Here is a 23,898-nt window from a genome sequence, read left to right on the forward strand (position 1 = left end):
TCATGGCTAAAGATTCCAGCTTCGACGTCGTGTCCGAGGTCAACATGCAAGAGGTCGACAACGCCTTTCAGCAGACCACGCGCGAGATTTCCCAGCGCTATGACCTTAAGGATTCCGGCGCTACGATCGAGCTTTCGAAGGGCGACAAGCTCTTTACGATTAACGCCCCGGCCGACTTTGTCTCCAAGCAGATTATCGACGTGCTGAGTTCCAAGCTCATCAAGCGTGGCATTGACCTCAAGGCTGTCTCGTGGGATGCTCCTCAGGCGGCATCGGGCGGCACCGTGCGCGTGCTCGGCCATATCGTCGAGGGTATCGACCAGGCGACCGCCAAGAAGATCAACAAGGACATCAAGGACCAAAAACTCAAGGTCAAGGTGACCATCGAGGCCGACAAGCTGCGTGTTTCCTCTGCTTCGAAGGATGCGTTGCAGACCGTGATCCAGTTCCTGCGCGACCAGGACTACGGCCAGCCGCTACAGTTCACCAACTACCGCTAATATCATTCGAAAGGACCGCTCTCCAACATGGATACACCGTTGGGCTCCGTGCTCTACATCACCCTCGGGTGCGCTAAGAACGAGGTCGACACCGACCGCATGCGTTCTCTTTTGACCGCTGCGGGCTACGAGGAGGCATTCGACCCGCAGGATGCCGATATCGCCATCGTCAATACATGCTCGTTCCTCGCCTCCGCAACGTCCGAGAGCATCGAGACCACGCTCGAGCTCGCCAACGAGGTTCAGGACGGCGTTCGTTCTTGCCCCATCGTTATGTGCGGCTGTGTGCCGTCGCGCTATGGCGACGACCTGCCTGACGAGCTGCCCGAGGTCGCTGCCTTTGTGAAGGCCGACGAGGAGGACGGCATCGTGGCGGTCATCGATGGCGTGCTGGGTGTCGAGCGTGAAATCGCGGCCTATATCCCTCAGGTCAAGCGTACCGTCGAGGGCGCCGTTGCTTACGTCAAGATTTCCGATGGCTGCAACCGCTTCTGCAGCTTCTGCATGATTCCCTATATTCGCGGTCGCTATCATTCGCGCAATGCCGAGAGCATTATCTCCGAGGTACGCGACCTGGTTGCCGGCGGTGTGCGCGAGATCGTGCTGATCGGCCAGGACACGGGTATTTGGGGCACCGACTTTACTGACGAGGATGTCGCCGAGGGCTCGCCGCGCAATCTGGCGCAGCTGCTGCGTGCCGTCGCCGAGGCCGTGCGCCCGCACAACGTCTGGGTCCGCGTGCTCTATCTGCAGCCCGAGGGCATGACCGATGAGCTTATCGATACGATTCGCGATACGCCCGAGGTGCTGCCCTATATCGATATCCCCGTGCAGCACTGCGACGCGCGCATCCTCAAGGCTATGCGCCGTTCCGGTTCGCGCCAGGAGCTCGAGGACCTGTTCCGCGATCTGCGTGAGCGTATCCCCGGCATCGTGATCCGTTCCACGGCTATGGTCGGCTTCCCGACCGAGACCGACGACGAGTTCCGCGACCTTATCGACTTTATGGACACCGTCGGCTTTGACTACACGAGCGTCTTTGCCTACTCGCAGGAGGAGGGCAGCCTGGCCGCTAAGATGGAGGGTCAGGTCGACGAAGAGGTCAAGCTCGAGCGCGCCCAGGAGGCCATGGACCTGGCCGAGTCGCTCGGTTTTGCCGCCACCGCCGCACATGTGGGCGAGCGCGCCCAGGTGATCGTCGACGGTATCGAAGAAACCGAGGACGGCGCCGAGCTGATCGGCCATGCCTGGTTCCAGGCGCCCGATTCCGATGGCGCGGTCCACTTGGACGCCAGTGAGGCGTCCGTGGGCGATATTCTGACTGTCGAGTTTACCGATAGCTTCTGCTATGAGCTTATCGGCCATGTTGTGGAGTAGGAGAGCATCGTGGCAAACGAGAGCAATAAGGAACTGACGAGTGTTTGGACGCCCGCCAACATCGTGACGTGCGTTCGCATCGTCTTTATCCCGGTGTTCATGATCGTGTCGGCGCTTTCTCACACGAGTGTTGCCGGTACGGATTGGAGCATCTTCGACGGCCCGCTCGCCGCCGCTGCCTTCATTCTGTATGTGATCCTGTCGTGCACCGATAAGGTCGACGGTTATCTGGCGCGTTCGCGCAACGAGATCACCGACTTCGGTAAATTCTTGGACCCCATCGCCGATAAGCTGCTCGTGTTCTCGGCCCTGCTGCTGTTCTTGGATTTTGGCGCGGTGACCGTGTGGTCCGTGTTCATTATCCTGTTCCGTGAGCTTCTGGTGAGCGCCCTTCGCATGGTCGCGAGTGCGGCCGGTGTGGTCGTTGCGGCCGATAAGCTCGGCAAGTACAAGACGGCGACCACGATGGTCTCCATCTGCGGTTACCTGTGCGTTTTTGCTATGGCCGGCTTGCACCTTGGCCCGGTGGCGCTGACGCTCGGCATCTACTCGGTGTCGCGCTTCCTGTATGCCGTTGCCGTTGTCTTGACCGTTATCTCGGGCGCCCAGTACTTCTGGAACTGCCGCAAGATCGTCTTTTCGGTCTAGGTCCTGGTGGGTATGACGGACTCTTTTGAGCAGATTTCCGCACATAACGAGGAGCTGGCGCGCGATATCGTCGAGCGCGCGAGCGCTCGGGGTGTGACGGTTTCGACGGCTGAGTCGCTGACGGCGGGTATGATCGCCTCGACGATTGCGGATATCCCGGGCGCCTCGGCGGTGCTGCGTGGCGGTGCGGTGACCTACTGCGATGAGATTAAGCATCGCGTGCTGGGTGTTGAGCAGGAGACGCTCGACCGCTACACCGCGGTGTCGCATCAAACTGCGCGCGAGATGGCGTCGGGTTCGCTGGAACTGTACCAGAGCGATATTGCAGTGAGCGCAACGGGTTATGCCGGCCCCGGCGGTGGCACTGAGGACGATCCGGCGGGCACTTTCTATATTGGCTGGGCGCATCGTTCCGCCGATGGGGGCGTGCCGGTCGTGGACTCTGTGCGCTGCCACTATGAGGGCGACCGTTCGTGTGTTCGTGCCCATGCGGTCGCGGAGGCATTGGGGCGCATTGCCCTTGTGCTCAACTCTATGGAATAGACATGTTTTAAGGGGCCTTAGGGCCCCTTAATTGTGGAGATAGGGACCTCTGACAAATTTAGCGTTTGTGCTGGTTGTAGATGTATTTTTGCCTGCCTTGTTCATATTTGGTCCTTTGTGGTCAAGTATTTGGTCAGTGTTTGGTCGGCGTTTGGTTGGGTTTTGGAAAGACCGCCTGCATATGATTGGGCTGAACGGTTGACCACGAACAGCCGTTCGTTTATTATCGATGCAGGTTGTTAAGAGGAGGGCTATTCATGGCCAAGAATTCAGGTCCCGTACGTACCGTTCATGCTCGCACGACGGGTAAAGAGCGCGATGAGATGATCGCCACCACCAAGGCCGAGATCGAGAAGAAATTCGGCCAGGGTTCCATCATGAGGTACGGCGACGGTGGCCCCGAGCTCGAGGTCGAGGCCATTCCCACGGGCGCCCTGGCCCTCGATGCCGCGCTGGGTATCGGCGGCGTGCCGCGCGGCCGTATCGTCGAGATTTACGGTCCTGAGTCCTCCGGTAAGACGACGCTTTCGCTCGAGATCCTGGCCGAGGCCCAGGCAATGGGTGGCGTTGTGGCATTTATCGATGCCGAGCACGCGCTCGATCCCACGTATGCCGCGCGCATTGGCGTGGATATCGACGAGGTACTGATTTCCCAGCCCGATACGGGTGAGCAGGCGCTCGAGATTGTTGACATGCTCGTGCGTTCCGGCGCCATCGATGCCATCGTTGTCGACTCCGTCGCCGCGCTGACCCCGCGTGCCGAGATCGAGGGAGAGATCGGCGACACTACGGTCGGTCTTCAGGCTCGCCTGATGAGCCAGGCGCTCCGCAAGCTCGCCGGCTCGCTGTCCAAGTCCAACACGACGTGCATCTTCATTAACCAGCTGCGTGAGAAGATCGGCGTCATGTTCGGCAACCCCGAGACTACGACGGGCGGCCGCGCCCTTAAGTTCTTCTCTTCGGTGCGTATCGACATTCGCCGTATCGACAGCATTAAGCTTAAGGACGAGGTTATCGGTAACCGCGTGCGCGCCAAGGTCGTTAAGAACAAGGTGGCGGCTCCGTTCCGTTCTGCTGAGTTCGACATCATGTACGGTACGGGCATCTCTAAGGAGGGCTCAATTCTGGACATGGCTGTCGAGTGCGGCATCTGCAAGAAGATGGGCTCCTGGTTTGCCTATGGCGAGGACAAGCTCGGCAACGGCCGCGAGGCCGCCAAGGCTTTCCTGCGCGAACACCCCGATTGCGCCGACGAGATTGAGCATAAGGTCCGCCTTGCCTGCGGGCTTGAGTTTGATGACGATGCTCCGTCCGAGGTCGAGCTGACCGATCAGCCTGCGCCTGAGGAGTTTGACGAGCTTTACGCCATCGATGGTTCCGCCATGCTCGATGATGACGACGAGTAGCGGTTACGCTCATGTCGTATACGGTGACCGAGGCCATGGTCGTCTTTCCCGATAAGAAGGCGGCCTCCTCGTTCTCGAGCGGATATGCGTCCAAAAAGCCCTGCGCACATATCGATTGTGAGCTTGAGGGCGGTTTTGAGCGGTCCATTTGGATTCCCGTGCGGGTCGCGCGGCTGTATGTCAAAAACCGCCCCGATCTTCCCTGCGATTGGGACAACTTTCGTGAGGCGGTGCAGCTCATCGAGCGTAAATGTGCACTTACCATGGTGACCGAGATGTTATCGCGCCGCGACCATGCGACGGGTGAGGTCCGTGACAAGCTGGCTCGCTACGGCTTTCACCAGCCTGCGATCGATTTCGCCGTCGAGCGCGCCACCGAGTATCGCTTTTTAGACGAGAGCCGCTTTTGCTCGTACTTTATCGAGGAGCGCAAGCGGCGCGGTTGGGGACAGCGCAAAATCGAGACCGAGCTCAAGCGCCGTCATGTCGTGCTCGATGACATTCCCGGTTATCCCGAGGATTATTTTGCCGTCGAAGACGATTTGGAGCGTGCGTCAGCTCTGCTCGCTAAGCGGCGTGTTCCAGAGACGCGCGGATTCGAAAAACTGGTTCGGTTTTTGATGGGCAAGGGCTTCTCGTATCACATCGCCGCCGATGCCGTTAAGGCGCGTCTCGATGCCGAACGCGAGGAATGTGCGGTTTAGGCGTATGCGTTTTGTGGTCCTGCCGTTCACCGCGTTTTAGCCGCCGTGCTGGGGCCATTTATTTGACAGTTGTTGTGGTTCAACGTACGATAAACACTGTCATTTGCTTTGTGATATGTGCTCATCTGTGATGAGTTTGTTTATATGTTTATCTGTATCCGACCCGCATAAGCTGCGCCCATATTACTCAAATGTCGCGAGCCGTTCGTAAGGACGGTTCGCTTTGTTGTGTAACGAATCCATAAAAAGGAGTGAGCATGCCTATCATCGCAGCGCTCGTTGGCATCGTTTTGGGTGCCATCGCCGCAATTGCCTACATGCGCACCGCCAAGCAGGGTAGTCTTCACGAGGCCGACGAAAAGATTCAGTCGGCACACGCACAGGCTGAGTCCCTGATCGGTGATGCTAAGCGTCAGGCCGAGACCCTCAAAAAAGAGGCTCTGCTCGAGGCTAAAGAGGAGATCATCAAGAACAAGCAGGCCGCCGAGGCTGAGGACAAGCAGCGTAAGAACGAGATTCGTACGCTCGAGAACCGAGTGATGCAGCGCGAGGAATCCCTTGATCGCCGCAACGACGCTCTCGACAAGCGCGAGCATCAGCTGTCCAGCCAGGCCGGTCAGGTCGAGAAGCGCTCCCGCGAGCTCGAGGAGCTCTGCGCAAAGCAGACCTCCGAGCTCGAGCGCATCGCCGACCTGACCCGCGAGGACGCCCACAAGGAACTCCTCGATAAGGTTCGCGGCGAGGTCACCCACGAGGCCGCCACGATTATTCGCGAGTCCGAGCAGCAGGTTCGCGCCGAGTGCCACAAGACCGCCCAGGAGATTCTGTCCCTGGCGATTCAGCGCTGCGCTGCCGACCACACAGCCGAGGTCACCGTTACCTCCGTGCACATTCCCTCTGATGACCTCAAGGGCCGTATCATCGGTCGCGAGGGTCGCAACATCCGCACCTTCGAGCAGGTTTCCGGCGTCAACCTCGTGATCGACGACACGCCCGAGACCGTCGTTCTTTCGAGCTTCGACCCGGTCCGTCGTGAGACCGCCCGTGTCGCCCTCGAGAACCTCATCGCCGACGGCCGCATTCACCCTGCCCGCATCGAGGAGATGTATCACAAGGCTGCCGACCTGGTTCAGCAGCGCGTGCGCGAGGCTGGCGAGCAGGCTGCCTTCGATACCGGCATCCACGACCTGCACCCCGAGATCGTCAAGACCCTTGGTGCCTTGCGCTACCGTACCTCGTTTGGTCAGAACGTGCTTCAGCACTCCCTCGAGGTCTCTGATCTCTGCGGCGTGATGGCTTCCGAGCTTGGCCTGGACGTTGTGACCGCCAAGCGGGCCGGCCTGCTGCACGACCTGGGCAAGGCAATCGACCACGACGTCGAGGGCCCGCATGCCGTCATCGGCGCCGAGCTTGCCCGCCGTTATGGCGAGAAGCCCGTTATCGTCCACGCTATCGAGGCTCACCACGCCGATGTTGACCCCAACACGGTGCTCGATGTCCTGGTACAGGCCGCTGATGCCGTCTCTGCTTCTCGCCCCGGTGCCCGTCGCGAGTCTGCCGAGAACTACATCAAGCGTCTCGAGAAGCTCGAGGAGATCGCCAACTCCCATGACGGCGTCGAGCGTACCTATGCCATGCAGGCTGGTCGCGAGGTCCACGTCATGGTTCAGCCTGACAAGATCTCCGATGCCCAGTCCACGGTTCTGGCTCACGATATCGCCCATCAGATCGAGGAAGAGATGGAGTATCCCGGTCAGGTGCGCGTCGTCGTGATTCGCGAGAGCCGTGCTGTCGATATCGCTAAATAACATGAGCGACGCGAACGAGCTCATCTCATTTATCGCGTCGATGTCGGGGGAGGGCAACCTTCGCGTCGAGGAGAACCTTGGCGAGGGGTATGTCCGTCTCCGCGTTTCGGAGGCCGAGCGGCGCCAGGCGAAGCACGACATTCAGCATGTCGAGGATATCGTCATCGAAATGCTCCGTAATGCTCGCGATGCCGGCGCCGACAAGGTCTATCTCGCCACGACCAAGGAAGATGGCGTCCGCACGCTTGTCTTTCTGGATAACGGCTCGGGCGTTCCGCAGGATATGCAAGAGCGAATCTTCGATGCTCGCGTTACCTCAAAGCTCGAGAGCATGAAGATGGACCGTTGGGGCGTTCACGGTCGTGGCATGGCATTGTTTTCGATCAAGCAGAACACCGACGAGGCCCGTGTGGTCACGTCCGGCGTCGATCTTGGTTCAGCCTTTAAGGTGAGCGTTGCAGCCGACCGCCTCAGCGAGCGTGCCGATCAGTCCAGCTGGCCCCAGGCCGTCAAGGATGAGGACGGACGTTATGTCTGTGCTCGCGGCCCGCATAATATTATTCGCGCTGCCTGTGAGTTTGCGCTCGAGGAGCTGCGTGGTTGCGATGTCTATCTTGGTTCTCCGTCTGAGATTGCCGCGACCCTTTATGCTCAGGCGTCAAGTCGGCTCGATACGTCTCGTCTCCTGTTTATTGATGACGAGAGCGAGCTTCCGGTTGTCGATCGTTTAGGCCTTGCCTCCGATGCCGAGGACTTTATCCGTATCTGCTCGGGTTTGGGTCTTGAGATGTCCGAGCGCACGGCTCATCGCATTTTGGCAGGGCAGATTAAGCCCGTTCGCGGTGTGACCTCGCGTCTGCTGCGCGAGCGTGATTCGTCCTCGCATGCGCCGGCTCCTGTCGATCTCGCGAAGGATCGTCGCGGGCTACGTATTGCCAAGGATGACATGGCACAGTTTTCGCGTGCTGTGGAGCGCGACTTTAATGACCTTGCCGCCCGGTACTATCTCAACCTTCGCGGCGACCCAAAGATTCGCGTTTCGCGTGATCGAATCACCGTGATCTTCGATCTTGCCAAAGAGGAATAGTGCCTTTACCGAGTCCACTCGGTACGATAAAGTTATTGCAGTTAAAACGTACTTTTAAACGCAGGAGTTTCTTCATGGATTGCCTGAAGGTATCAAGCAAATCATCGCCCGCGTCCGTTGCCGGCGCCATCGCCGGCATGGTCAAGGATGGTGTACCCGTCAACATCCAGTGCGTCGGTGCCGGTGCTGTCAACCAGGCCATTAAGGCCGTGGCTATCGCGCGCGGTTTTTTGATTCCAACCGGTTTTGATATTTCCTGCGCGCCTGTGTTCTCCGACATCCTCATTAACGGGGAGTCGCGCACGGCCATCCGCCTTTCTATCTATGTTCACCAGATCAATCGAGCTGCTATGGATAACGTCGTCATGGATGATGTTAAGCCTGTGGCATAGCTTCTGCTTGCCTCGATTCGCCCCCCCCCTCCATCGTTAGGACTTATGCACATGGACCAGCGTTCCGTACGCGATATTCTTGCCGGTAAAACCTACTTTATCCGCACCTTTGGCTGCCAGATGAATCAGCACGACTCTGAGCGCGTGAGCGGTCTGCTCGATTCGTATGGTTGCCTTATGGCGCTCGATCCCGAGCATGCCGATATTGTTGTCTTCATGACATGCTGCGTGCGCGAGGCCGCCGATACTCGCCTGTACGGTCAGTGCAATTCCTGCAAAAGCCTGCCGCCTTCGCCTTCGGGCAAGCGTGTGGTTGCCGTGGGCGGCTGCATCGCGCAGCGTGATGGCGAGGGACTGCTCACCAACGTCGATAACGTCAATGTCATCTTTGGCACGCATTCTATCGCACATGTGGCCGAGCTCATTGCCGAGGCGTTCCTTGACGGCAAGCGTCATATCCGCACCAATGAGCATGAGGATACGGATGCCATGAGCATGCCGTGGCATCGAGAGACCCAGTATCACGCTTGGGTGCCCATCATGACGGGCTGCAATAATTTCTGCACCTATTGCATCGTGCCGTACGTGCGCGGTCGCGAAAAGAGCCGCCCCTTCGAGGAGATTGTCGACGAGGTGACTGGTTTGGTGCGCCAGGGCGTGCGTGAGATTACGCTGCTAGGCCAAAACGTTAACTCATATGGTCGCGATCTGTTTGGCAAGCCGCGTTTTGCCGATCTGCTGCGTGCCGTGGGCGATACGGGTGTGGAGCGCATCTTCTTTACGTCTTCGCATCCCAAGGATCTGCTGCCCGAGACCATCGACGCCATGGCCGAGACGCCTGCTGTTATGCCGCAGCTGCACCTGGCCGTCCAGTCAGGTTCGACGCGGATCCTCAAAGAGATGAATCGCCGTTATACACGCGAGGACTATCTGGGCCTGGTCGATCGCATTCGCAACCGTATGCCCGATATCGCGCTCTCGACCGACATTATCGTTGGCTTCCCGGGCGAGACTGAAGAAGACTTTGAGCAGACGCTTTCACTTGCCGAGACGGTCCGCTATGCCCAGGCCTATACCTTCATCTATTCCAAGCGCGCCGGTACCCCGGCCGCAGAGATTGACGATCCTACGCCGCATGAGGTTATTCTCGGGCGTTTCAACCGCCTGGTTAAGGTTATCGAGACCACGGCACATGAGTATAACCAGGGTGAGCTTCATACTGTGGTGCCGGCGCTCATTGAGGGCACGAGCAAGAAGAACGATGCGGTCCTGCTGGGCAAGAGTCCCAAGAATCAGACCGTGCATGCGCCTATCCCCGAGGGTTACAGCATCGATCAGCTTGTTGGCAAGATCGTTGATGTGGACGTTGACGTTGCCAAGACCTGGTATTTGTCTGGCTCCGTTGTGGGCGAGCCGCGCTAATGGTTTCTCCCAGGGCAGGTCTTTCCGCCGTTGCGATCGTCGGTCCGACGGCGGTTGGTAAGAGTGATGTTGCCGACCGTTTGGCAGCTCGTCTTTCGTCCGAAGTGCTGTCGTGCGATGCGATGCAAATCTATCGCGGCATGGACATCGGTACCGCAAAGATGGCGCCCGATGAGTGTACGGCGCCGCTGCGTCTCGTCGACATTGTAGAGCCGGGTGTGGCATATTCTGCTGCGCTTTATCAGGCTGACGCTCGCGCGCATATTGAACGTCTCCTTGGTTCGGGTTGCCTGCCGGTTTTTTGCGGAGGTACGGGGCTGTATCTCAAGGCCGCCCTGGATGAGATGGATTTTCCCTCGGGCGAGCTTGAGGACGATCGTCGCGCGGGGTATCAGGAACTTGCCGAGCGCATAGGCGAGGAAGCGCTGCACGCGCTGCTTGCCGAGCGTGACCCCGAGTCCGCTGCGGTCATCCACCCCCATAATGTTCGTCGCGTGATTCGGGCGCTCGAAATGCACGATGATGGTGTGTCCTACGCGCAGCAAAAGTCGCAGTTTAGTGTTCCGCGCGAGCATTATCATGCTCTATGGTTTGGTCTGACGCGTAATCGCGAGGTTCTCTACGAGCGCATTAACCTGCGTGTCGATCTGATGTTTGAGCAGGGTCTTGTCGATGAGGTCCGCGGTCTTATGGACCAGGGGCTGGGAGATGCCCTGACGTCGATGCAGGCAATTGGTTATAAAGAGATCATTGATGCTTTCAATGGCGTGATTTCTATGGATGAGGCTCGCGAACTCATTAAGATGCGTTCGCGTCGCTATGCCAAACGTCAGCTTTCGTGGTTTAAACGCGATGACCGCGTCGTGTGGTTCGATATGGACGAGTTTACGATCGATGAGGTCGTTGAGGACATCCTGCATCGTATTGAGGCTGCCTAATGGCCCGTTTTCCCCTTGTTCCCACGGCACCCGAGCCCGAGCGTGCCATATTAGTTGGTGTTGAGTGGCGCGACAATGCGTGGCCGCTTGATCGTTCGCTTGACGAGCTTGAGCGCCTAGCCCATACGGCTGGCGCCCAGTGTGTGGCGCGTTTGTCACAGCGTCTGGTTAAGCCGTATCCAAAATCGTTTATCGGTTCCGGTAAGGTTGAAGAGCTGTGCGGCCTGGTGCATCGTATGGATGCCGATGTCGTTATTTTTGACGACGACCTGACGCCCTCGCAGCAATCCTATTTGGAGAAAGCCGTGGGCGAGCCGGTAAAGATTATCGATCGTACGGCACTGATCTTGGATATCTTTGGCCTTCATGCTCAGACGCGTGAGGGACGCCTACAGGTACAGCTGGCACAGCTTCAATATCTGTTGCCTCGTCTGCGTGGCATGTGGAGCCACCTCGCCAAGGAGCAGACGCGTGGCGGCATCGGTTCGCGCTTTGGCCAGGGTGAAAGCCAGCTCGAGGTTGACCGTCGCTTGATTCGCAATAAGATTGCCGCGCTTCGTCGTGAGCTCAAGCAGGTTGAACAGCGTCGCGATGTCCAGTCCAAGAGCCGCATTGAGTCACCGGCGTTTCGCGTCGCGTTAGCCGGTTATACCAATGCCGGTAAATCGACGTTGCTCAATCGCCTGACGGGCTCTACGGTACTTTCGCAGGACAAGCTGTTTGCTACGCTCGACCCGACGACGCGTTCGTATCGCCTGCCCGGCGGTCGCGGCATGACGATTACTGATACCGTCGGCTTTATTCAAAAGCTGCCGCATGGTCTGGTCGATGCCTTTAAATCGACGCTGTCCGAGGTGTTGGGTGCCGATCTAATTCTCAAAGTCGTAGATGCGTCTGACGAGGACTATGAGCGGCAGCTTGAGGCTGTCGACCGCGTTCTTGATGAGATCGGCGCTGGAGAGCGTTTAACGCTGACCGTATTCAATAAAATCGATCTTCTCGATAGCGTTGATCGCCTGAGCTTCCGTCGTCGCTATCCCGAGGCCGTGCTGTTCTCGGCCCAGACGGGCGAGGGACTCGTCGATCTCGTCGACCGTATTGCTCGTGAGGCGGCTGCCACCGATGTGTTGCTCTCCGCTGATATCCCGTATCGCGAGGGCGCCCTTATCACGCTGGTGCATGAACAGGGAACCCTTTTGCACGAGGAATATCTTGAGGGCGGCGTTCGTATTGTGGCGAAACTGCCTGCTCGTATTGCACCTCGGCTCGAGCGTTATCGCACCGAGTAGGCGAGCTCCAAAATGCCCAGTATGATGGGCTGATGCAGCAGATAAAAGGGGAGTGCATGACGTCCAAGGCTGGCGAGCGCCGGGATGGGATTGGCGTAGGCCCAGCTTGGGACGGTCTTATCGATTCCCTGCGCTATGTGTGCGGCGAAGTATCCTGCAAGATACATAAAGAAAAACGGGATGATGGGGTAGTAATCACCTGAGACAAACCCAGGGCTCGGAAATCCCAGCCACGCCAGGTAGGGGATAGGGTAGATCGTTTTGGGGATGCTCCAGGTGAGGGCAAACAACACAAGGCATAGGGACATGCCCCATCTCGCCGATATCTTCTTAAGGACGGGATCGGTCAACGCCACGATGCCGGTACATGCGGCCATGCAGTAGATGATGCCAAAGTTCACTGAATCGTCGACAGATATGAGCGTTGTTGCGATCCAGACGACCAAAGCTGCGGCAGCGTACTTGGCCGCTCGTTTGGCATTGTTGCGTGAGAGCGTGCACATCCAACCCGCGATAAACAAAAATACCCAGCTGATGCTGGCGCGCCAGATGTCTTGAAAGACGGTCTGGGTAAACCAGGGCATATCCCAGTCGTACAGGTAGGCGAGATCGTAGCAAGCGTGAAAACCTGCCATTTAAATCATCGTAAACCCGCGGACGGTATCAAAGATGGTGATGCGTTTTTGCATTACGAGAACCGGCGCATCAAGCCGACGACTTTGCCCAAGATAACGGGATTCGTTGCATAGATAGGCTCCATGGTGTCATTCTCTGGCTGCAGGCGTACGCGTCCCTGCTCCTTGTAGAATGTCTTGACGGTCGCTGAACCATCAATCATGGCCACGACAATTTCGCCGTTCATGGCACTCTTTTGTTCACGGACGATGATGTAATCGCCATTGAAGATACCGACATTGATCATTGAGCTCCCATGCACCTCAAGGATAAAGGAACCCTGATCAGTGGCGATTTCAGTCGGGATAGTAAAGGTGTCCTCGATATTCTGTTCGGCAAGAATGGGGATCCCAGCCGCGACGCGACCAACGAGCGGTAGTGAGACCGTTCCGCGAGGTGCGGTGGGCTCGTCAGATTTAGAAATTGAGACAGAGGAACCGTCCTCGTTAAAGAGTTCCAGAGCGCGCGGTTTGGTGGCATCGCGCTTGAGTAGCCCGCGCGCCTCCAGGGCAGATAGATGGGCGTGCACGGTGCTGGGGGAGGAAAGGCCCACGGCAGAAGCCATCTCGCGCACGCTGGGCGGATAACCCTTCTCCTGCTGATATTCCTTGATGAAGTCGTAAATTTGCTGCTGACGCTTGGTAATTTTGCGAGCCATCAGGGCATCCTCTCTACCCATGTCAAACAAATGTTCGAATTTTGCTTGACAGGAACAACTGTTCGAAGATAATAATAACCGAACATTCGTTCTCGCGCTAGACATTTTTGTCCGCGCGGCTTGATAAAACTGTTCTCAGCAAAACACGCGAGAGGAGAACATGATGAACGCAACGAATATGGTCCAGGGAAACCTCGCCCTTAAGATTGAGACGCCTGCAGAACCCACTTTTACGGTTGTTCAGGGTGGCCGCTCCGGCTTTCAGCCTTTGACCGTAAAGCCTGCTCGCAATCAGCAGGCTGTAGTCGCGCCGGCTCGCGTTGCCCTGAAGGTTCCGACGATTGTCGCCGTTGCCGTTGCGCTTACGCTCTTCTTTGTCCTCGCTATGTCGGTCTTTAGCGCTCGTCACGCCGCGTATGCCGAGTCCGTTTCCAACGTTACCTACGAGACCATTCGCGTTCGGCCTGGCGATTCTCTTTGGTCGCTTGCCGAGGAATATCCAATCGAAGGCCTTTCCACGCAAGAGACTTCCGACATGATCCGTAACGTCAATCATCTGGAGCATGGTTCGCTCGCCGCCGGTGCGCATCTTAAGGTTCCTGCTCGTTCGTAATCATTATCGCGCTGCGCATGGTACCCTTGTTATCGTTTAAGAGGAGGTACCATGCGCTGTCCCAAATGCGGCAAGGCACATACCCGCGTCGTTGATTCCCGTATGCAGGAGTCAAATAACACCATTAAGCGCCGTCGCGAATGTTGTTCGTGTAACTATCGCTTTACAACGTTTGAGCGATGCGAAGACCCAATCGAGGTCATTAAGTCAGACGGAACCAAGCAGCGGTTCGATCGCAATAAGCTGCTCGTCGGCTTGATGCGCGCCACCATCAAGCGTGATATCGACACTAAGAAGCTTAATGAGATTATCGATGACATCGAGGTCGAGCTGCGCTCTCGCACACTGACGGCCGTCACGTCCCATGAGTTAGGTGACATGGTGCTCAAGCGCTTGGCCAAGATCGACAAGGTGGCGTACATCCGCTTTGCCTCGGTCTACCGCGATTTCAAAGACGTCGATGAGTTTCTGCAAGAGCTCGACAAGCTAAGGTGATTCCATGTCCAACATTACCGTCAACATAAAGCGTCTCGACCCCACCGTCGAGCTTCCCAAATACGCCCATCCCACCGATGCCGGCTTGGATCTGCGCTCCAACGAGGACTGCGTTCTGAAACCCTTCGAACGCCGTCTGGTCTCTACTGGGTTGGCCATCGCCCTGCCCGACGGCTACGCCGGCTTTGTCCAGCCCCGCAGCGGCTTGGCCATTAAGCAGGGCCTGTCTATAGTCAACACGCCGGGCCTCATCGACGCCCACTACCGAGGAGAACTCAAGGTTATCCTCATCAACCTGGATCCCTCCAACAACATCCAAATCAACAAAGGCGACCGCATAGCCCAACTCGTCATCCAAGAAGTCCCCACGGTCAACCTCGTAGAAGTAGAAGAACTAGACGAAACCGACCGAGGAGCCGGCGGTTTCGGTTCTAGCGGCGTTGCCTAGCTCTTTACTTTTCTGAACGGAGCATCGCAATGTTCGCTCGCCCCTTGGAGGCCCCTATATATCATCCCGTGCTCAAACATTCTCGCTTCGCTGCGAAACTGCGCGCGGGACGATATATAGGGGCCCCAAGGGGCGAGCTATGCCTACGTGCTCGCAACCATTCATGGCTCCCAATCAAAAACGTTTGCTGTATCTAAAAGCTGTATTCAACTAGTCACCCGATGCGACAAAGAGTCAATCCCTTTGTCGCATCGGGTTACTTGTATTACTTGTATTTGAGTTCACCTTCGCTGCTTTACTTGGGTAACCGGTATATCTGCTGGTATGTACATGTAGCTGTGGTGCAGGCCGCCCACACATATCGTTCCACGCGCAGTTTCGCAGCGAGCGAAGCGAAGCGAGAATGTTTGAGCATGGAATGATATGTGTGGGCGGCCTGCACCACAGCGGACTTTAAGACGCTAGCGGATATGCGCGGGTTTTCCGCCCCAGTAGAAGCGGCAGAAGGCTCGTTTGCGCTTTTGGGGTTTGCCTACGAGTTCCATGGTCGCGATGGCGATGTCTTCGGCTGCGTGGGGGCGGCGTAGTACTTCGCCGTTGATGAGTAGGGCTTTGAGTGATTCGGGATGGTCGTGCAAGTGACGTAGGGTTACGATGAGTTCTCGTGCGGTGGTGACATGCATGCTGGCGCCCATGCCGGTGAGCATCGTGGTGTTGGCCTTTTCCTGACCGTATGATTTGCCCAGCAGGATCATCGGCAGATGCGCGCACAGGCACTCGGTGACGGTGAGCCCGCCCGACTTGAGGATTGCCAGGTCGCAGCCGTGCATGAGGGCTGCCATGTCGTCCACGTAGTCCAGAACCGTGACGTTATCGAGCTTCATGGCGTCGAAGAGCGTCTTGAGTCGGGTGGCGTATTCCTCATCCTTGCCCGGTAAAAAGACAAAGTGCATGTCCTCAAAGCTGCGTAAGAAGGGGAGCGTGTGGTCCATCGCGGCGCGGAAACGCACGTATGGTTGGGGCAAACTGGCGCCGGCCATCACCAATACGACGGTTTTGTCTATGGGGAGATTGAACTTGCTGAGCTCATCTTCGCGTTTGTAATCTGAATCGAAACCGGCTCGGATGGGGATGCCCGTTATGCGGATCTTTGACTCGGGAACCTTGCGCGGGCGCAGCGTTTCGGCCATAAACTCGTTGGCTACACAGAATAGGTCGGTGTCCTTGTGGGGCCAAAAGCCTTCGACTTCGTAATCGGTCGGCACGCAGATGACCGGGTAATCGATACCCGTGATGACGCGGGCGCCCACAGCGACGTTGGCCGCCGTGATGTGTGTTGCAACCACGGCTATGGGTCTGCGGGTGCGGACGTATTCGTTGAAGGCGGGGAACATAATTCGCGACCATGCCGTGCCGCCACCCCAGAGAAGATGTCCCGTAAGCGTATATCGCCAGGTCAGGTCGTAAATTGGACGCGTGGCGCCGGTAAACGACGCTGCTGTTTTATTACCATCGAACTTAATGCGTCCAAAATCGAGGATATCTAGGACTTCGATCTCAATATCCTCAGGGATTCCCTTGGTGCCGTGGATAAGGTCAAATGCTTGTGCAATCGCGTTGGCGGCGGCTTTGTGGCCCGATCCAACCGATGCGTGCACAATGGTTACTAGGGGTTTTTGTGCAGGTGAAACGGTCATTTGCTCCGGTTGGGGAGTGGCTTGCATGGGCAGGGGAGCGCTATTGCTCATCTGCGTTTGATCCATCGATAACTCCCCTTCAGCTTTGTTACGCGATTTATCATTGTAGTGCATGAGTGTCATGTTCACGTAAATTTGGGTATGAGCGCAAAGAACGTCAATGTATCGACGAGAGGATATTCCATGACTACCGATCAGCCGATTGATGTTGCGATTATCGGTGGAGGCCCCGCGGGCTATTCTGCCGCCATTTATGCGGCGCGTGCCAACCTCACGACGACTGTGATTGAACAGGGCATGTCGGGAGGACAGATCGCCACAACCAATGAGGTCGAGAACTATCCGGGCATTCCGCTCTTGAGTGGCGCCGAACTCGGCGAGCGTTTTCAACAACATGCAGAGGGCCTGGGAGCACAGGTTACATGGAGCATGGTTACGGGTATCGATTACGATGCCGATACAGCGCTGTTTACGGTGCATCACGATATGGGCGATACGCTGGCCTCGAGTGTTATCGCTTGCATGGGTTCCACGCCGCGTCCGGCAGGTTTCGCTGGCGAGGATACCTATCGCGGTCGTGGCGTTTCATATTGCGCAACATGTGACGGCATGTTCTTCCGCGGCAAACAGGTCTTTGTAATCGGTGGTGGCAATTCGGCATGCGAAGAGGCTCTGTTCCTGTCAGACATTGCCGACAGCGTGACCATCGTGCTGCGCCGCGACCAGTTTCGTGCGCCTGATGGTGTTGTTCAGAAAGTACTCGCAAAAGACAATATTACAGTTAGGTACCAAACTAGTATTGTGGAGCTCTCGGGTGAAGCGATGCCAACGACGATCGCCTTTAAGGACAATGCATCCGGGGAAATTCATACCGAGTCATTTGAGCCTGGCTCGTTTGGCATTTTTGTCTTTGCCGGTACGCAACCCCATACCGAGCTTGTTGAGCATCTCGTCGATTTGGCGCTTGATGGCGGCATTCTAACTGATGAATCTATGGCGACCCGCACGCCAGGTCTATTTGCCGCTGGCGATATCCGTTCCAAGCGTTTACGCCAGGTTGTGACCGCCGTTTCTGATGGAGCCATAGCGGCAACCAGCGCATACGCATTTCTTCGTGGATAAGTACGATAATATATCTTATGTAAGGTTGTTATCTTTTAACAAAGTGGTTGGACGGTGCATCAATGTGCTGTCCAACCACTTTTACTTGCCGGGTATATAGTATGCAAAACTAGATAACGTAGAATACAATATAGAAAATGAACGGAGGACCTTTATGAACCACGTTAAACACGTTATTCCGATGTCTGATTCGTCGGTCAGCATTAAGCCTGAGGATATTCAGCCTACTGTGTTGCCCGATGCATTTATTCAATCCGATATCGTACGCAAACTCAATACGTTGAGTCTGCCGCGCTATGACCAGTTGCCCAATGTGACGCTCTACCGTGACCAGGTCATTGAGTATGTTGCGCTGTGGATGGAGCCGCTGTCCCTTTGCGTTGAGCAGCCTGTCATTACGCCATCGATGATCAATAACTACGTGAAGGTCGGCCTGGTGCCTGCTCCGGTCAAAAAGCAATATGGCCGCGAGCAGATTGCCCGCCTGATTGCTATCTGCATCTTTAAGCAGGTGCTACCTATTGCCGCGGTGCAGGCACTCTTTAACATTCAGCGTTTGAGCTACGATGCCCCGACGGCCTTCGATTATGTGGTCGATCAGCTCGAGGCATCGATTCGTTCGGCGTTTTCTGTCGAGCGGACGCCGGTTCCCGATACGGCGCATCAGGTAACGCGTGAGTCGCTGCTTGTGCGCAGCGCGGTTTCATCCTTTGTTTCGAAGGCGTACCTGATGAGCTATCTTAAGTTCAACGGGTTTAATAGCTAGCTGACGTATAAAACGGGCGGGACAAAGAGCCATCTGTCGCTTTGTCCCGCCCGTTTTTTTGCTTGGTTGGACTCTATTTGCCCGAAGCTACGCCCATGCCGTAGCCGATGATGAGGCCGTGCATCTCGGCGTAATAGGAATCCAGGCCGTTGCAGGGCATGATGATGGTCTTGGAGCCGGGCCAATGCTCAATAATGCGATCGGCCAACGCCTGGGCGCTCGATGCGTTCTCCACATGGTCGATGACGACCTCACCGCCCGTAAAGCCCTCGGCTTCCATAGTGTCGATGATCTTGTTGAGCATCTTCTTTTCGCCACGCGTGTGCCCGACGAGTTCGATTTTACCGGCCTCACTCGCCGTGCCCAAAATGCGGATATTGAGCTTGTTGGCAATGACGCCAGCTGCCTTAGGGATACGTCCGGCTTTGGCGAGGTTTTCGTAATTGCACAAACTGAAGAGGATTTTGCTTTTCTGTTCAAGGCTATCGAAGTATGCGCAAGCATCCTCGAATGAGACATTCGGATTGCTTGCAAGATAGCGGTCGAACAGCAAGAAAATGAGGTCCATTTTGCCGCCAGCTGCGCGTGAATTGACTAGATGAATCTGTCGGTCGCGCTCCTCGGCAAGAACCATATCGCGAGCCGTGGCTGCCGCGTTGTAGCTGCCCGACACACCCTCAGAGATCGGCATGCAGATGGTCTTGTCTGCCAATTTGAAGAGCTCGGCCCACTCCCCTACGCTGGGACAAGCGCTCGAAGAAGCGTTCGTCTCCGCCTGAACAGCGCAGTTGAGTTCATGAACATCGAGCGAAAGATCATCGACGAATTCACGCTCCCCCACTCGAATTTTGAGGGGCGCAAATGCAAAGGTGGTATGGGGCGCGGTCGGTTGCCAATCGCGGAGGTTGCAGCTTGAATCGGAGATAAGTGCCCAGCTCATAGAGGGTCCTTTCTAATTGTTCCCTAACAATTATAGCCATCTTGCAGACCGATTGGGCCGCTATCTAGTATTCAAAACTAGATAGCGGCCTGCACGAAAGGCAAAAGAATGGACCCCATGACTCAAAAGCCACGAGGTCCATATCCGTTTGCTTTATTTGAATACTTAGTAGCGAACGAAGATATAGTTGTTGTTCATGCCGGCGGCAACGGAGCTGATGATAACACCCGTGTTGTAGTCAGAAGCATGAATCATCTGACCGCCACCGATGTAAATGCCGGTGTGGTACGAGTTGACCACAACGTCACCGGGCTGCGGATCGGACACGCGCGTCCAGCCCATAAAGGTACCCGTGGTGCCGAGGCGGCAATAGCGACCAGTGAGGCAATAGCTAACAAAACCAGAGCAGTCGAAGCTGTTAGGGCCAATTCCGCCCCAGGAATAAGCGCAACCAAGCTTGCTGTATGCACGCGAGACAACAGAACCGCCATCGACGGACTGGCTCGGAGCGGAAGGCGTCGGAGCCGGAGCGGGCGTCACGGGCTGCGGCGTCGGAGCAGGTGCCGGCGTAGGAGCCGGAGTGTTGCCGCCCTGGTTGTTGTTATTGCTGGTCTGGCCACCGTTGTTGGTGTTCTCGGTCGTACCGGCGGTCTCGTTGCTCACCGTGGCCTTCTCGGCGGTGCTGGCGTTGATGCCGGCCTGCAGCGCGGCGTTGGCCTCGGCCTCTGCGGCAAGCTCGGCCTGCAGCTGCGAATCCAGGGAGTTTACGACGTTCTGGGCTTCAGCCTGCTGGGCGTTAAGCTCGTCGACCTTCTTTTGCGTGTTGGCGACGTTCTTCTCCTGCTCGGCCTGCTTATCGGTGAGCTGCTGCTTAAGCTCTTTGACCTCTTGAATGGTCTGAGCCTGCTTATCGGAAACTTTGCCGTAGTAGAACAGACGGTTGAGCATATCGCTCAGGTCGTCGACGCCCGTCAGAACCTGAAGTAGGCTCAGGCCACCGGTCTTGTACTCGCCGGCGACATAGGTCGAGAGCTTAGCCTGACCATCCGCGATCTCCTGCTGCTTTTGCGTGATCTCGCCGGCAGTCTGATCGAGCGCCTGCGTCTGCGTGGCGAGCTCATCGTAAATCTGCTGGGTTTGGGTACCGATCTGCTCGAGCTTCGTACGAGCAGCGGCAAGGTCGGATGCAGTATCGGCGTAGGCCGGAGCCACGAGGCCCAGGCCCAAAACACAAGCGAGGGTTGCCGTAGCAGCGCAGCGTGCCATGTTTCTGTGCGTGTTTGCTGTGCGCATGTAGCTTCCTTTCCGGTATCTAAGGGTAGCGGCTAGTCCACCGTCACCAGGCTAAAGAGCTCCACATCGTCATCAGACGGCGTGAGCTTCTCGCGCGGGTTGAGAAACGCAAGCTCAAGGATACAACCGTAGCCCACAAGCTTTGCGCCCATATCTCGCACCAGTTTACCTGTTGCCTCGACGGTTCCGCCCGTCGCTACCAAGTCGTCCAGAATCAACACGGTATCTTTAGAGCTGATAGCATCGGCATGGATCTCGATAGAATCCGTTCCATACTCGAGCTCGTAGCTCTGGCTTACGGTCTCGCGCGGCAGCTTGCCCGGTTTACGTGCGGGAACAAAGCCGGCGCCAAGGGCTACAGCCACCGGTACGCCAACCATAAAGCCGCGAGCCTCGGGACCCACGACCTTGGTGATTCCCATGCCGGCAAAGTGCTCGGCGAGGGCATCGGTCATGGCTTTGAGCGCCTCGGGATTGCCAAAGAGCGGCGTGATGTCTTTAAAGATGACTCCGGGCTCGGGATAGTCGGGGATGTCGACGATTTGAGATTCGAAGTCGTACATTGCATGACCTTTCAATGGGTTCCCGAAATTTCAGCAGCGGTTATTTGCCCGCGGTGGCGGTGCCGGATTGCAAAGGGGCGACGACCTTGAGCGGCTTTACGAGAGAATCCTCGTGCGAAGCCGGCGCGGCTGTCTCTTCATTTTTGGCCTTGGTGGACTCGGAGCGAGTGATTTCCTCATCGAGTGCATCGATGTCGGCGTCCTCGACCACGGCGTTGAGCGACTCAAAAACGCGGTTCTTGAGCAGCGCGGTGTGCACACCTTCCGTCAGGTCGTGTAGCTTCTTAAACGCACGCTCGAGCTTGGCGTCGCGCTCGTCATCGGAGGTATCCATTCCGAGCATGCTCACGAGCACCTGCTCAAACATCGAGGACTCGCGGTTGGCGGAAGACACGTACTGACGCAGGTTGCGCGGCTCGATATGGAAGCGTGACAGCTCGGAGCAGTAGCGGATGATCGGAAAATCGCGACCATCGACAAGCTCACGATTCTGCGGACTCTTGATGATGCGAATGAGGTCGTTCTCGGCGAGCGAGCGGATAAATGAAATCTCGACGCCCAACATATCGGGAATGGTCTCGATGGGATGCAGCTTTTGCTTAGTCTCCTTGGGCTCCGTCTTGAGCGGAACATCGGATAGCAAGCCCACCTCGTAGGCGAGCGTTGACAGGTCCGTGGCGTTTTCCAAGCGCTGCTTAATCACGTTGAGCGGCATGTAGCGGGTCTTCTGCAAGTGCAGGATGACCTCCAGGCGATCAACGTCCTCCTTAGAGTACTGACGGTATCCCTTGGGCGTACGATGAGGGGTAATGAGCCCCTCATCCTCTAGAAATCTAATTTTTGAGTTCGAAAGATCGGGGTATGCGCCTCGAAGTAGGTTGACGACTTGGCCGATACTCAGATAGTTGCGTTCGGCCATGCCCTACTCACCGGTTTCGATGCGCTCCGGCGTGCTCTCGTGGTAGATGAGCGTAAACGTACCGATCTGTACGGATGAACCATCGTGCAACGGGGCTGCATTGACGATGGCACCGTCGACCCAGGTGCCATTGAGCGAGCCCAAGTCTTCGATGCGAGCGCCGAGGCCCTCGCGAATAATGCGCGCGTGGCTGCGCGAAACAGTCATGTCATTGAGGAAGATGCCGTTTGCAGGATCGCGGCCGATGGTGGTCACATCGTCCTCGAGCTCAAAGGCGGCACCGGTCTGCGGACCCTTGACGATGGACAGAACGGGGGCGGTGATGCGCACGTTGGCCATGAGGTCGGGAACGGTGACGTCGCTTGAAGGCACGCGGAATACGCAGGTAGCTTCAGCAGTCTTATCATTCTGAGGCATATTGTTAACCATGTTGTCCATGACAACCCCTAACTTATCGCGGACGTGCCGCAAATAATGAACCGTACGTAATCATACCCCAACGAATCAGTCTTCGATTTCGGGGTTCAGAAAGTCGATGTCCTCGTCCTCGGGATGCGTGAGAGCCTGTTTAATGGCCGCTCCGCCCTTAATGGAGTAGATGACAGCGGTGAGCATGGAGAAGATCACGCCGCCGTACACAAAGAAGATGCCGAGGGGCACCGAGCTTCCGTTGAGGCCCGGGAAGGCCGTGAGGATTGAAGGTAAAAGATGTAGGCCGTCAATAACGGGGAAACCGAGCAGCATGAGCGAGAAACCAGTCATGAGCAGCGCTGTGGCAATCTTTCCGGGGAAGACGACATCGATGGGGCGACGGTGATAATGGCGCACGATAAGCGTGCCGATGCCCAGATAGATGTCGCGGCCAATGATGAGTACGCAGACCCAGATGGGCAGCTCTCCGCGAACCACCAGTCCCAAGACGCCGGTGAACAGCAGCGCGCGGTCGCAAATGGGATCCATGACCTTGCCGAGCCATGAGACCGTCTTAGTCATGCGGGCGATCTGGCCGTCCATCCAGTCGGTGGAGGCGGCAACGGCGTAGATAACGATGGCGATGACGCGGTTGTTATCCGTCACAAACAGGTACAGAAATACCAGGGTGAGGATCAGGCGCGTAAAGGTGATGAAATTGGAGATCGTAAAGATCTTATTCGACGGGTAATCGGAAGTGCCGATAAGCTCCTTTTTGATCTTCTTTTTGATGCCCACAGGACTCCCCCGCTGGTTAACGACAAAACTTTCGATACTATACCCGTTCCGGCGATGTCTATCCAGCGCAGCCATAGAGAGTCCAGACATGTGGAGGGCGCCTCTGGGCTGCGCTGGATTCTGCATTTGTGTACATCAGCCTCCAAAAGCGACATTTTTCGGCATCTTTGGTGGCTGGTGTACACGTTTTGATTCGGTGATTACATCGATCGGGAAAGTTGTTGCTTTAAGCAAATGCGTACGGGTCGAGAAGGGCTGGCGCCAAAAGAGCCCAACGGCCGTTACGGCTTCGTTAGAAACGCGCCCCATCATGGATGGTGAACCCGAAAGGTAAGGCGCGCGGGCACGGCGACTCGGCCCGCGCGCCCGGAAGAGAAAGGATAAGC

The 23,898-nt window shown here is 56.7% G+C and carries 26 protein-coding genes; 17 read left to right on the forward strand and 9 right to left on the reverse strand.

The window, feature by feature from the left end; genetic code table 11:
• Positions 1 to 2: 2 nt before the first annotated feature.
• From ACKUTP_RS06465 to hflX, 12 genes are all read left to right on the forward strand, one after another.
• A complete protein-coding gene (locus tag ACKUTP_RS06465) occupies positions 3 to 500 on the forward strand; it encodes a YajQ family cyclic di-GMP-binding protein (protein ID WP_022094699.1) in 498 nt (165 codons plus the stop codon).
• A gap of 27 nt (positions 501 to 527) precedes the next feature.
• A complete protein-coding gene (gene rimO / locus ACKUTP_RS06470; RefSeq protein WP_271747706.1) occupies positions 528 to 1,877 on the forward strand; it encodes a 30S ribosomal protein S12 methylthiotransferase RimO in 1,350 nt (449 codons plus the stop codon).
• Positions 1,878 to 1,976: 99 nt separating this feature from the next.
• Positions 1,977 to 2,525 (forward strand): CDP-diacylglycerol--glycerol-3-phosphate 3-phosphatidyltransferase, encoded by a 549-nt coding sequence (gene pgsA, locus ACKUTP_RS06475; protein WP_229025873.1) that lies wholly within the window; start codon positions 1,977 to 1,979, stop codon positions 2,523 to 2,525.
• A 12-nt stretch (positions 2,526 to 2,537) separates the two neighbouring features.
• Positions 2,538 to 3,068 carry a CinA family protein gene (locus tag ACKUTP_RS06480; protein WP_409063850.1) on the forward strand — a complete coding sequence of 177 codons (531 nt, stop codon included), beginning with the start codon at positions 2,538 to 2,540 and terminating at the stop codon, positions 3,066 to 3,068.
• A gap of 257 nt (positions 3,069 to 3,325) precedes the next feature.
• Positions 3,326 to 4,474 carry a recombinase RecA gene (gene recA / locus ACKUTP_RS06485; RefSeq protein ID WP_022094695.1) on the forward strand — a complete coding sequence of 383 codons (1,149 nt, stop codon included), beginning with the start codon at positions 3,326 to 3,328 and terminating at the stop codon, positions 4,472 to 4,474.
• 11 nt (positions 4,475 to 4,485) lie between these two features.
• Positions 4,486 to 5,178: a regulatory protein RecX gene (locus tag ACKUTP_RS06490; protein ID WP_409063851.1), complete on the forward strand. Its 693-nt coding sequence runs from the start codon at positions 4,486 to 4,488 to the stop codon at positions 5,176 to 5,178.
• A 257-nt stretch (positions 5,179 to 5,435) separates the two neighbouring features.
• Positions 5,436 to 6,986 (forward strand): ribonuclease Y, encoded by a 1,551-nt coding sequence (gene rny, locus ACKUTP_RS06495; protein ID WP_089573375.1) that lies wholly within the window; start codon positions 5,436 to 5,438, stop codon positions 6,984 to 6,986.
• Between the two features lies 1 nt (position 6,987).
• A complete protein-coding gene (locus ACKUTP_RS06500) occupies positions 6,988 to 8,073 on the forward strand; it encodes an ATP-binding protein (RefSeq protein ID WP_409063852.1) in 1,086 nt (361 codons plus the stop codon).
• Positions 8,074 to 8,147: 74 nt separating this feature from the next.
• Positions 8,148 to 8,465, forward strand: coding sequence for a stage V sporulation protein S (locus ACKUTP_RS06505; RefSeq protein ID WP_006235982.1), 318 nt, complete (start codon positions 8,148 to 8,150; stop codon positions 8,463 to 8,465).
• A gap of 51 nt (positions 8,466 to 8,516) precedes the next feature.
• Complete coding sequence (gene miaB, locus ACKUTP_RS06510) at positions 8,517 to 9,887, forward strand: tRNA (N6-isopentenyl adenosine(37)-C2)-methylthiotransferase MiaB (RefSeq protein ID WP_195363356.1); 1,371 nt, start codon at positions 8,517 to 8,519, stop codon at positions 9,885 to 9,887.
• Positions 9,887 to 10,825 carry a tRNA (adenosine(37)-N6)-dimethylallyltransferase MiaA gene (miaA, locus tag ACKUTP_RS06515; RefSeq protein ID WP_409063853.1) on the forward strand — a complete coding sequence of 313 codons (939 nt, stop codon included), beginning with the start codon at positions 9,887 to 9,889 and terminating at the stop codon, positions 10,823 to 10,825. Before miaB ends, miaA begins: the two co-directional genes overlap by 1 nt.
• A complete protein-coding gene (hflX, locus tag ACKUTP_RS06520; RefSeq protein WP_409063854.1) occupies positions 10,825 to 12,114 on the forward strand; it encodes a GTPase HflX in 1,290 nt (429 codons plus the stop codon). The genes miaA and hflX overlap by 1 nt, the downstream gene beginning before the upstream one ends.
• Here the strand turns inward: hflX and ACKUTP_RS06525 are convergent.
• The gene (locus ACKUTP_RS06525) at positions 12,099 to 12,749 is read right to left on the reverse strand and encodes a heparan-alpha-glucosaminide N-acetyltransferase (protein ID WP_409063855.1); all 651 of its coding nucleotides are present in this window, start codon (positions 12,747 to 12,749) and stop codon (positions 12,099 to 12,101) included. The genes hflX and ACKUTP_RS06525 overlap by 16 nt on opposite strands.
• A gap of 53 nt (positions 12,750 to 12,802) precedes the next feature.
• On the reverse strand, positions 12,803 to 13,447 hold the full coding sequence (lexA, locus tag ACKUTP_RS06530; protein WP_040359862.1) for a transcriptional repressor LexA: 645 nt from the start codon (positions 13,445 to 13,447) through the stop codon (positions 12,803 to 12,805).
• Positions 13,448 to 13,610: 163 nt separating this feature from the next.
• Between lexA and ACKUTP_RS06535 the strand changes: the two genes are divergently transcribed.
• From ACKUTP_RS06535 to dut, 3 genes are read left to right on the forward strand one after another with little or no spacing between them, the layout of a single operon-like run.
• Positions 13,611 to 14,060, forward strand: a complete 450-nt coding sequence (locus ACKUTP_RS06535) for a LysM peptidoglycan-binding domain-containing protein (protein ID WP_409063856.1) — start codon at positions 13,611 to 13,613, stop codon at positions 14,058 to 14,060.
• Positions 14,061 to 14,111: 51 nt separating this feature from the next.
• The gene (gene nrdR / locus ACKUTP_RS06540) at positions 14,112 to 14,555 is read left to right on the forward strand and encodes a transcriptional regulator NrdR (RefSeq protein ID WP_022093781.1); all 444 of its coding nucleotides are present in this window, start codon (positions 14,112 to 14,114) and stop codon (positions 14,553 to 14,555) included.
• A gap of 4 nt (positions 14,556 to 14,559) precedes the next feature.
• Complete coding sequence (gene dut / locus ACKUTP_RS06545; RefSeq protein ID WP_409063857.1) at positions 14,560 to 15,003, forward strand: dUTP diphosphatase; 444 nt, start codon at positions 14,560 to 14,562, stop codon at positions 15,001 to 15,003.
• A 461-nt stretch (positions 15,004 to 15,464) separates the two neighbouring features.
• Here dut and ACKUTP_RS06550 read toward each other — a convergent pair whose 3' ends face one another.
• The gene (locus tag ACKUTP_RS06550; RefSeq protein WP_409063858.1) at positions 15,465 to 16,766 is read right to left on the reverse strand and encodes an MGDG synthase family glycosyltransferase; all 1,302 of its coding nucleotides are present in this window, start codon (positions 16,764 to 16,766) and stop codon (positions 15,465 to 15,467) included.
• Positions 16,767 to 16,883: 117 nt separating this feature from the next.
• On the opposite strand from ACKUTP_RS06550, the gene ACKUTP_RS06555 reads away from it, so the two are divergent.
• Positions 16,884 to 17,822, forward strand: a complete 939-nt coding sequence (locus ACKUTP_RS06555; RefSeq protein WP_409063859.1) for an NAD(P)/FAD-dependent oxidoreductase — start codon at positions 16,884 to 16,886, stop codon at positions 17,820 to 17,822.
• 154 nt (positions 17,823 to 17,976) lie between these two features.
• Complete coding sequence (locus ACKUTP_RS06560; protein ID WP_409063860.1) at positions 17,977 to 18,588, forward strand: DUF1836 domain-containing protein; 612 nt, start codon at positions 17,977 to 17,979, stop codon at positions 18,586 to 18,588.
• 73 nt (positions 18,589 to 18,661) lie between these two features.
• Here the strand turns inward: ACKUTP_RS06560 and ACKUTP_RS06565 are convergent, their stop codons facing one another.
• From ACKUTP_RS06565 to ACKUTP_RS06590, 6 genes are all read right to left on the reverse strand, one after another.
• Positions 18,662 to 19,528 carry a DegV family protein gene (locus ACKUTP_RS06565; protein ID WP_409063861.1) on the reverse strand — a complete coding sequence of 289 codons (867 nt, stop codon included), beginning with the start codon at positions 19,526 to 19,528 and terminating at the stop codon, positions 18,662 to 18,664.
• A gap of 165 nt (positions 19,529 to 19,693) precedes the next feature.
• A complete protein-coding gene (locus ACKUTP_RS06570; protein WP_409063862.1) occupies positions 19,694 to 20,821 on the reverse strand; it encodes a coiled-coil domain-containing protein in 1,128 nt (375 codons plus the stop codon).
• Between the two features lie 32 nt (positions 20,822 to 20,853).
• Positions 20,854 to 21,384, reverse strand: coding sequence for an adenine phosphoribosyltransferase (locus ACKUTP_RS06575; RefSeq protein WP_006235999.1), 531 nt, complete (start codon positions 21,382 to 21,384; stop codon positions 20,854 to 20,856).
• A gap of 40 nt (positions 21,385 to 21,424) precedes the next feature.
• Positions 21,425 to 22,303, reverse strand: a complete 879-nt coding sequence (locus ACKUTP_RS06580) for a MerR family transcriptional regulator (RefSeq protein WP_409063863.1) — start codon at positions 22,301 to 22,303, stop codon at positions 21,425 to 21,427.
• A 3-nt stretch (positions 22,304 to 22,306) separates the two neighbouring features.
• Positions 22,307 to 22,741, reverse strand: a complete 435-nt coding sequence (locus tag ACKUTP_RS06585) for an FHA domain-containing protein (protein ID WP_409063864.1) — start codon at positions 22,739 to 22,741, stop codon at positions 22,307 to 22,309.
• Positions 22,742 to 22,807: 66 nt separating this feature from the next.
• Positions 22,808 to 23,512 carry a CDP-alcohol phosphatidyltransferase family protein gene (locus tag ACKUTP_RS06590; protein ID WP_409063865.1) on the reverse strand — a complete coding sequence of 235 codons (705 nt, stop codon included), beginning with the start codon at positions 23,510 to 23,512 and terminating at the stop codon, positions 22,808 to 22,810.
• Positions 23,513 to 23,898: the final 386 nt, after the last annotated feature.

Origin of the sequence: Collinsella sp. wc0529, from assembly GCF_046116875.1 — a bacterium.
Classification (GTDB): domain Bacteria; phylum Actinomycetota; class Coriobacteriia; order Coriobacteriales; family Coriobacteriaceae; genus Collinsella.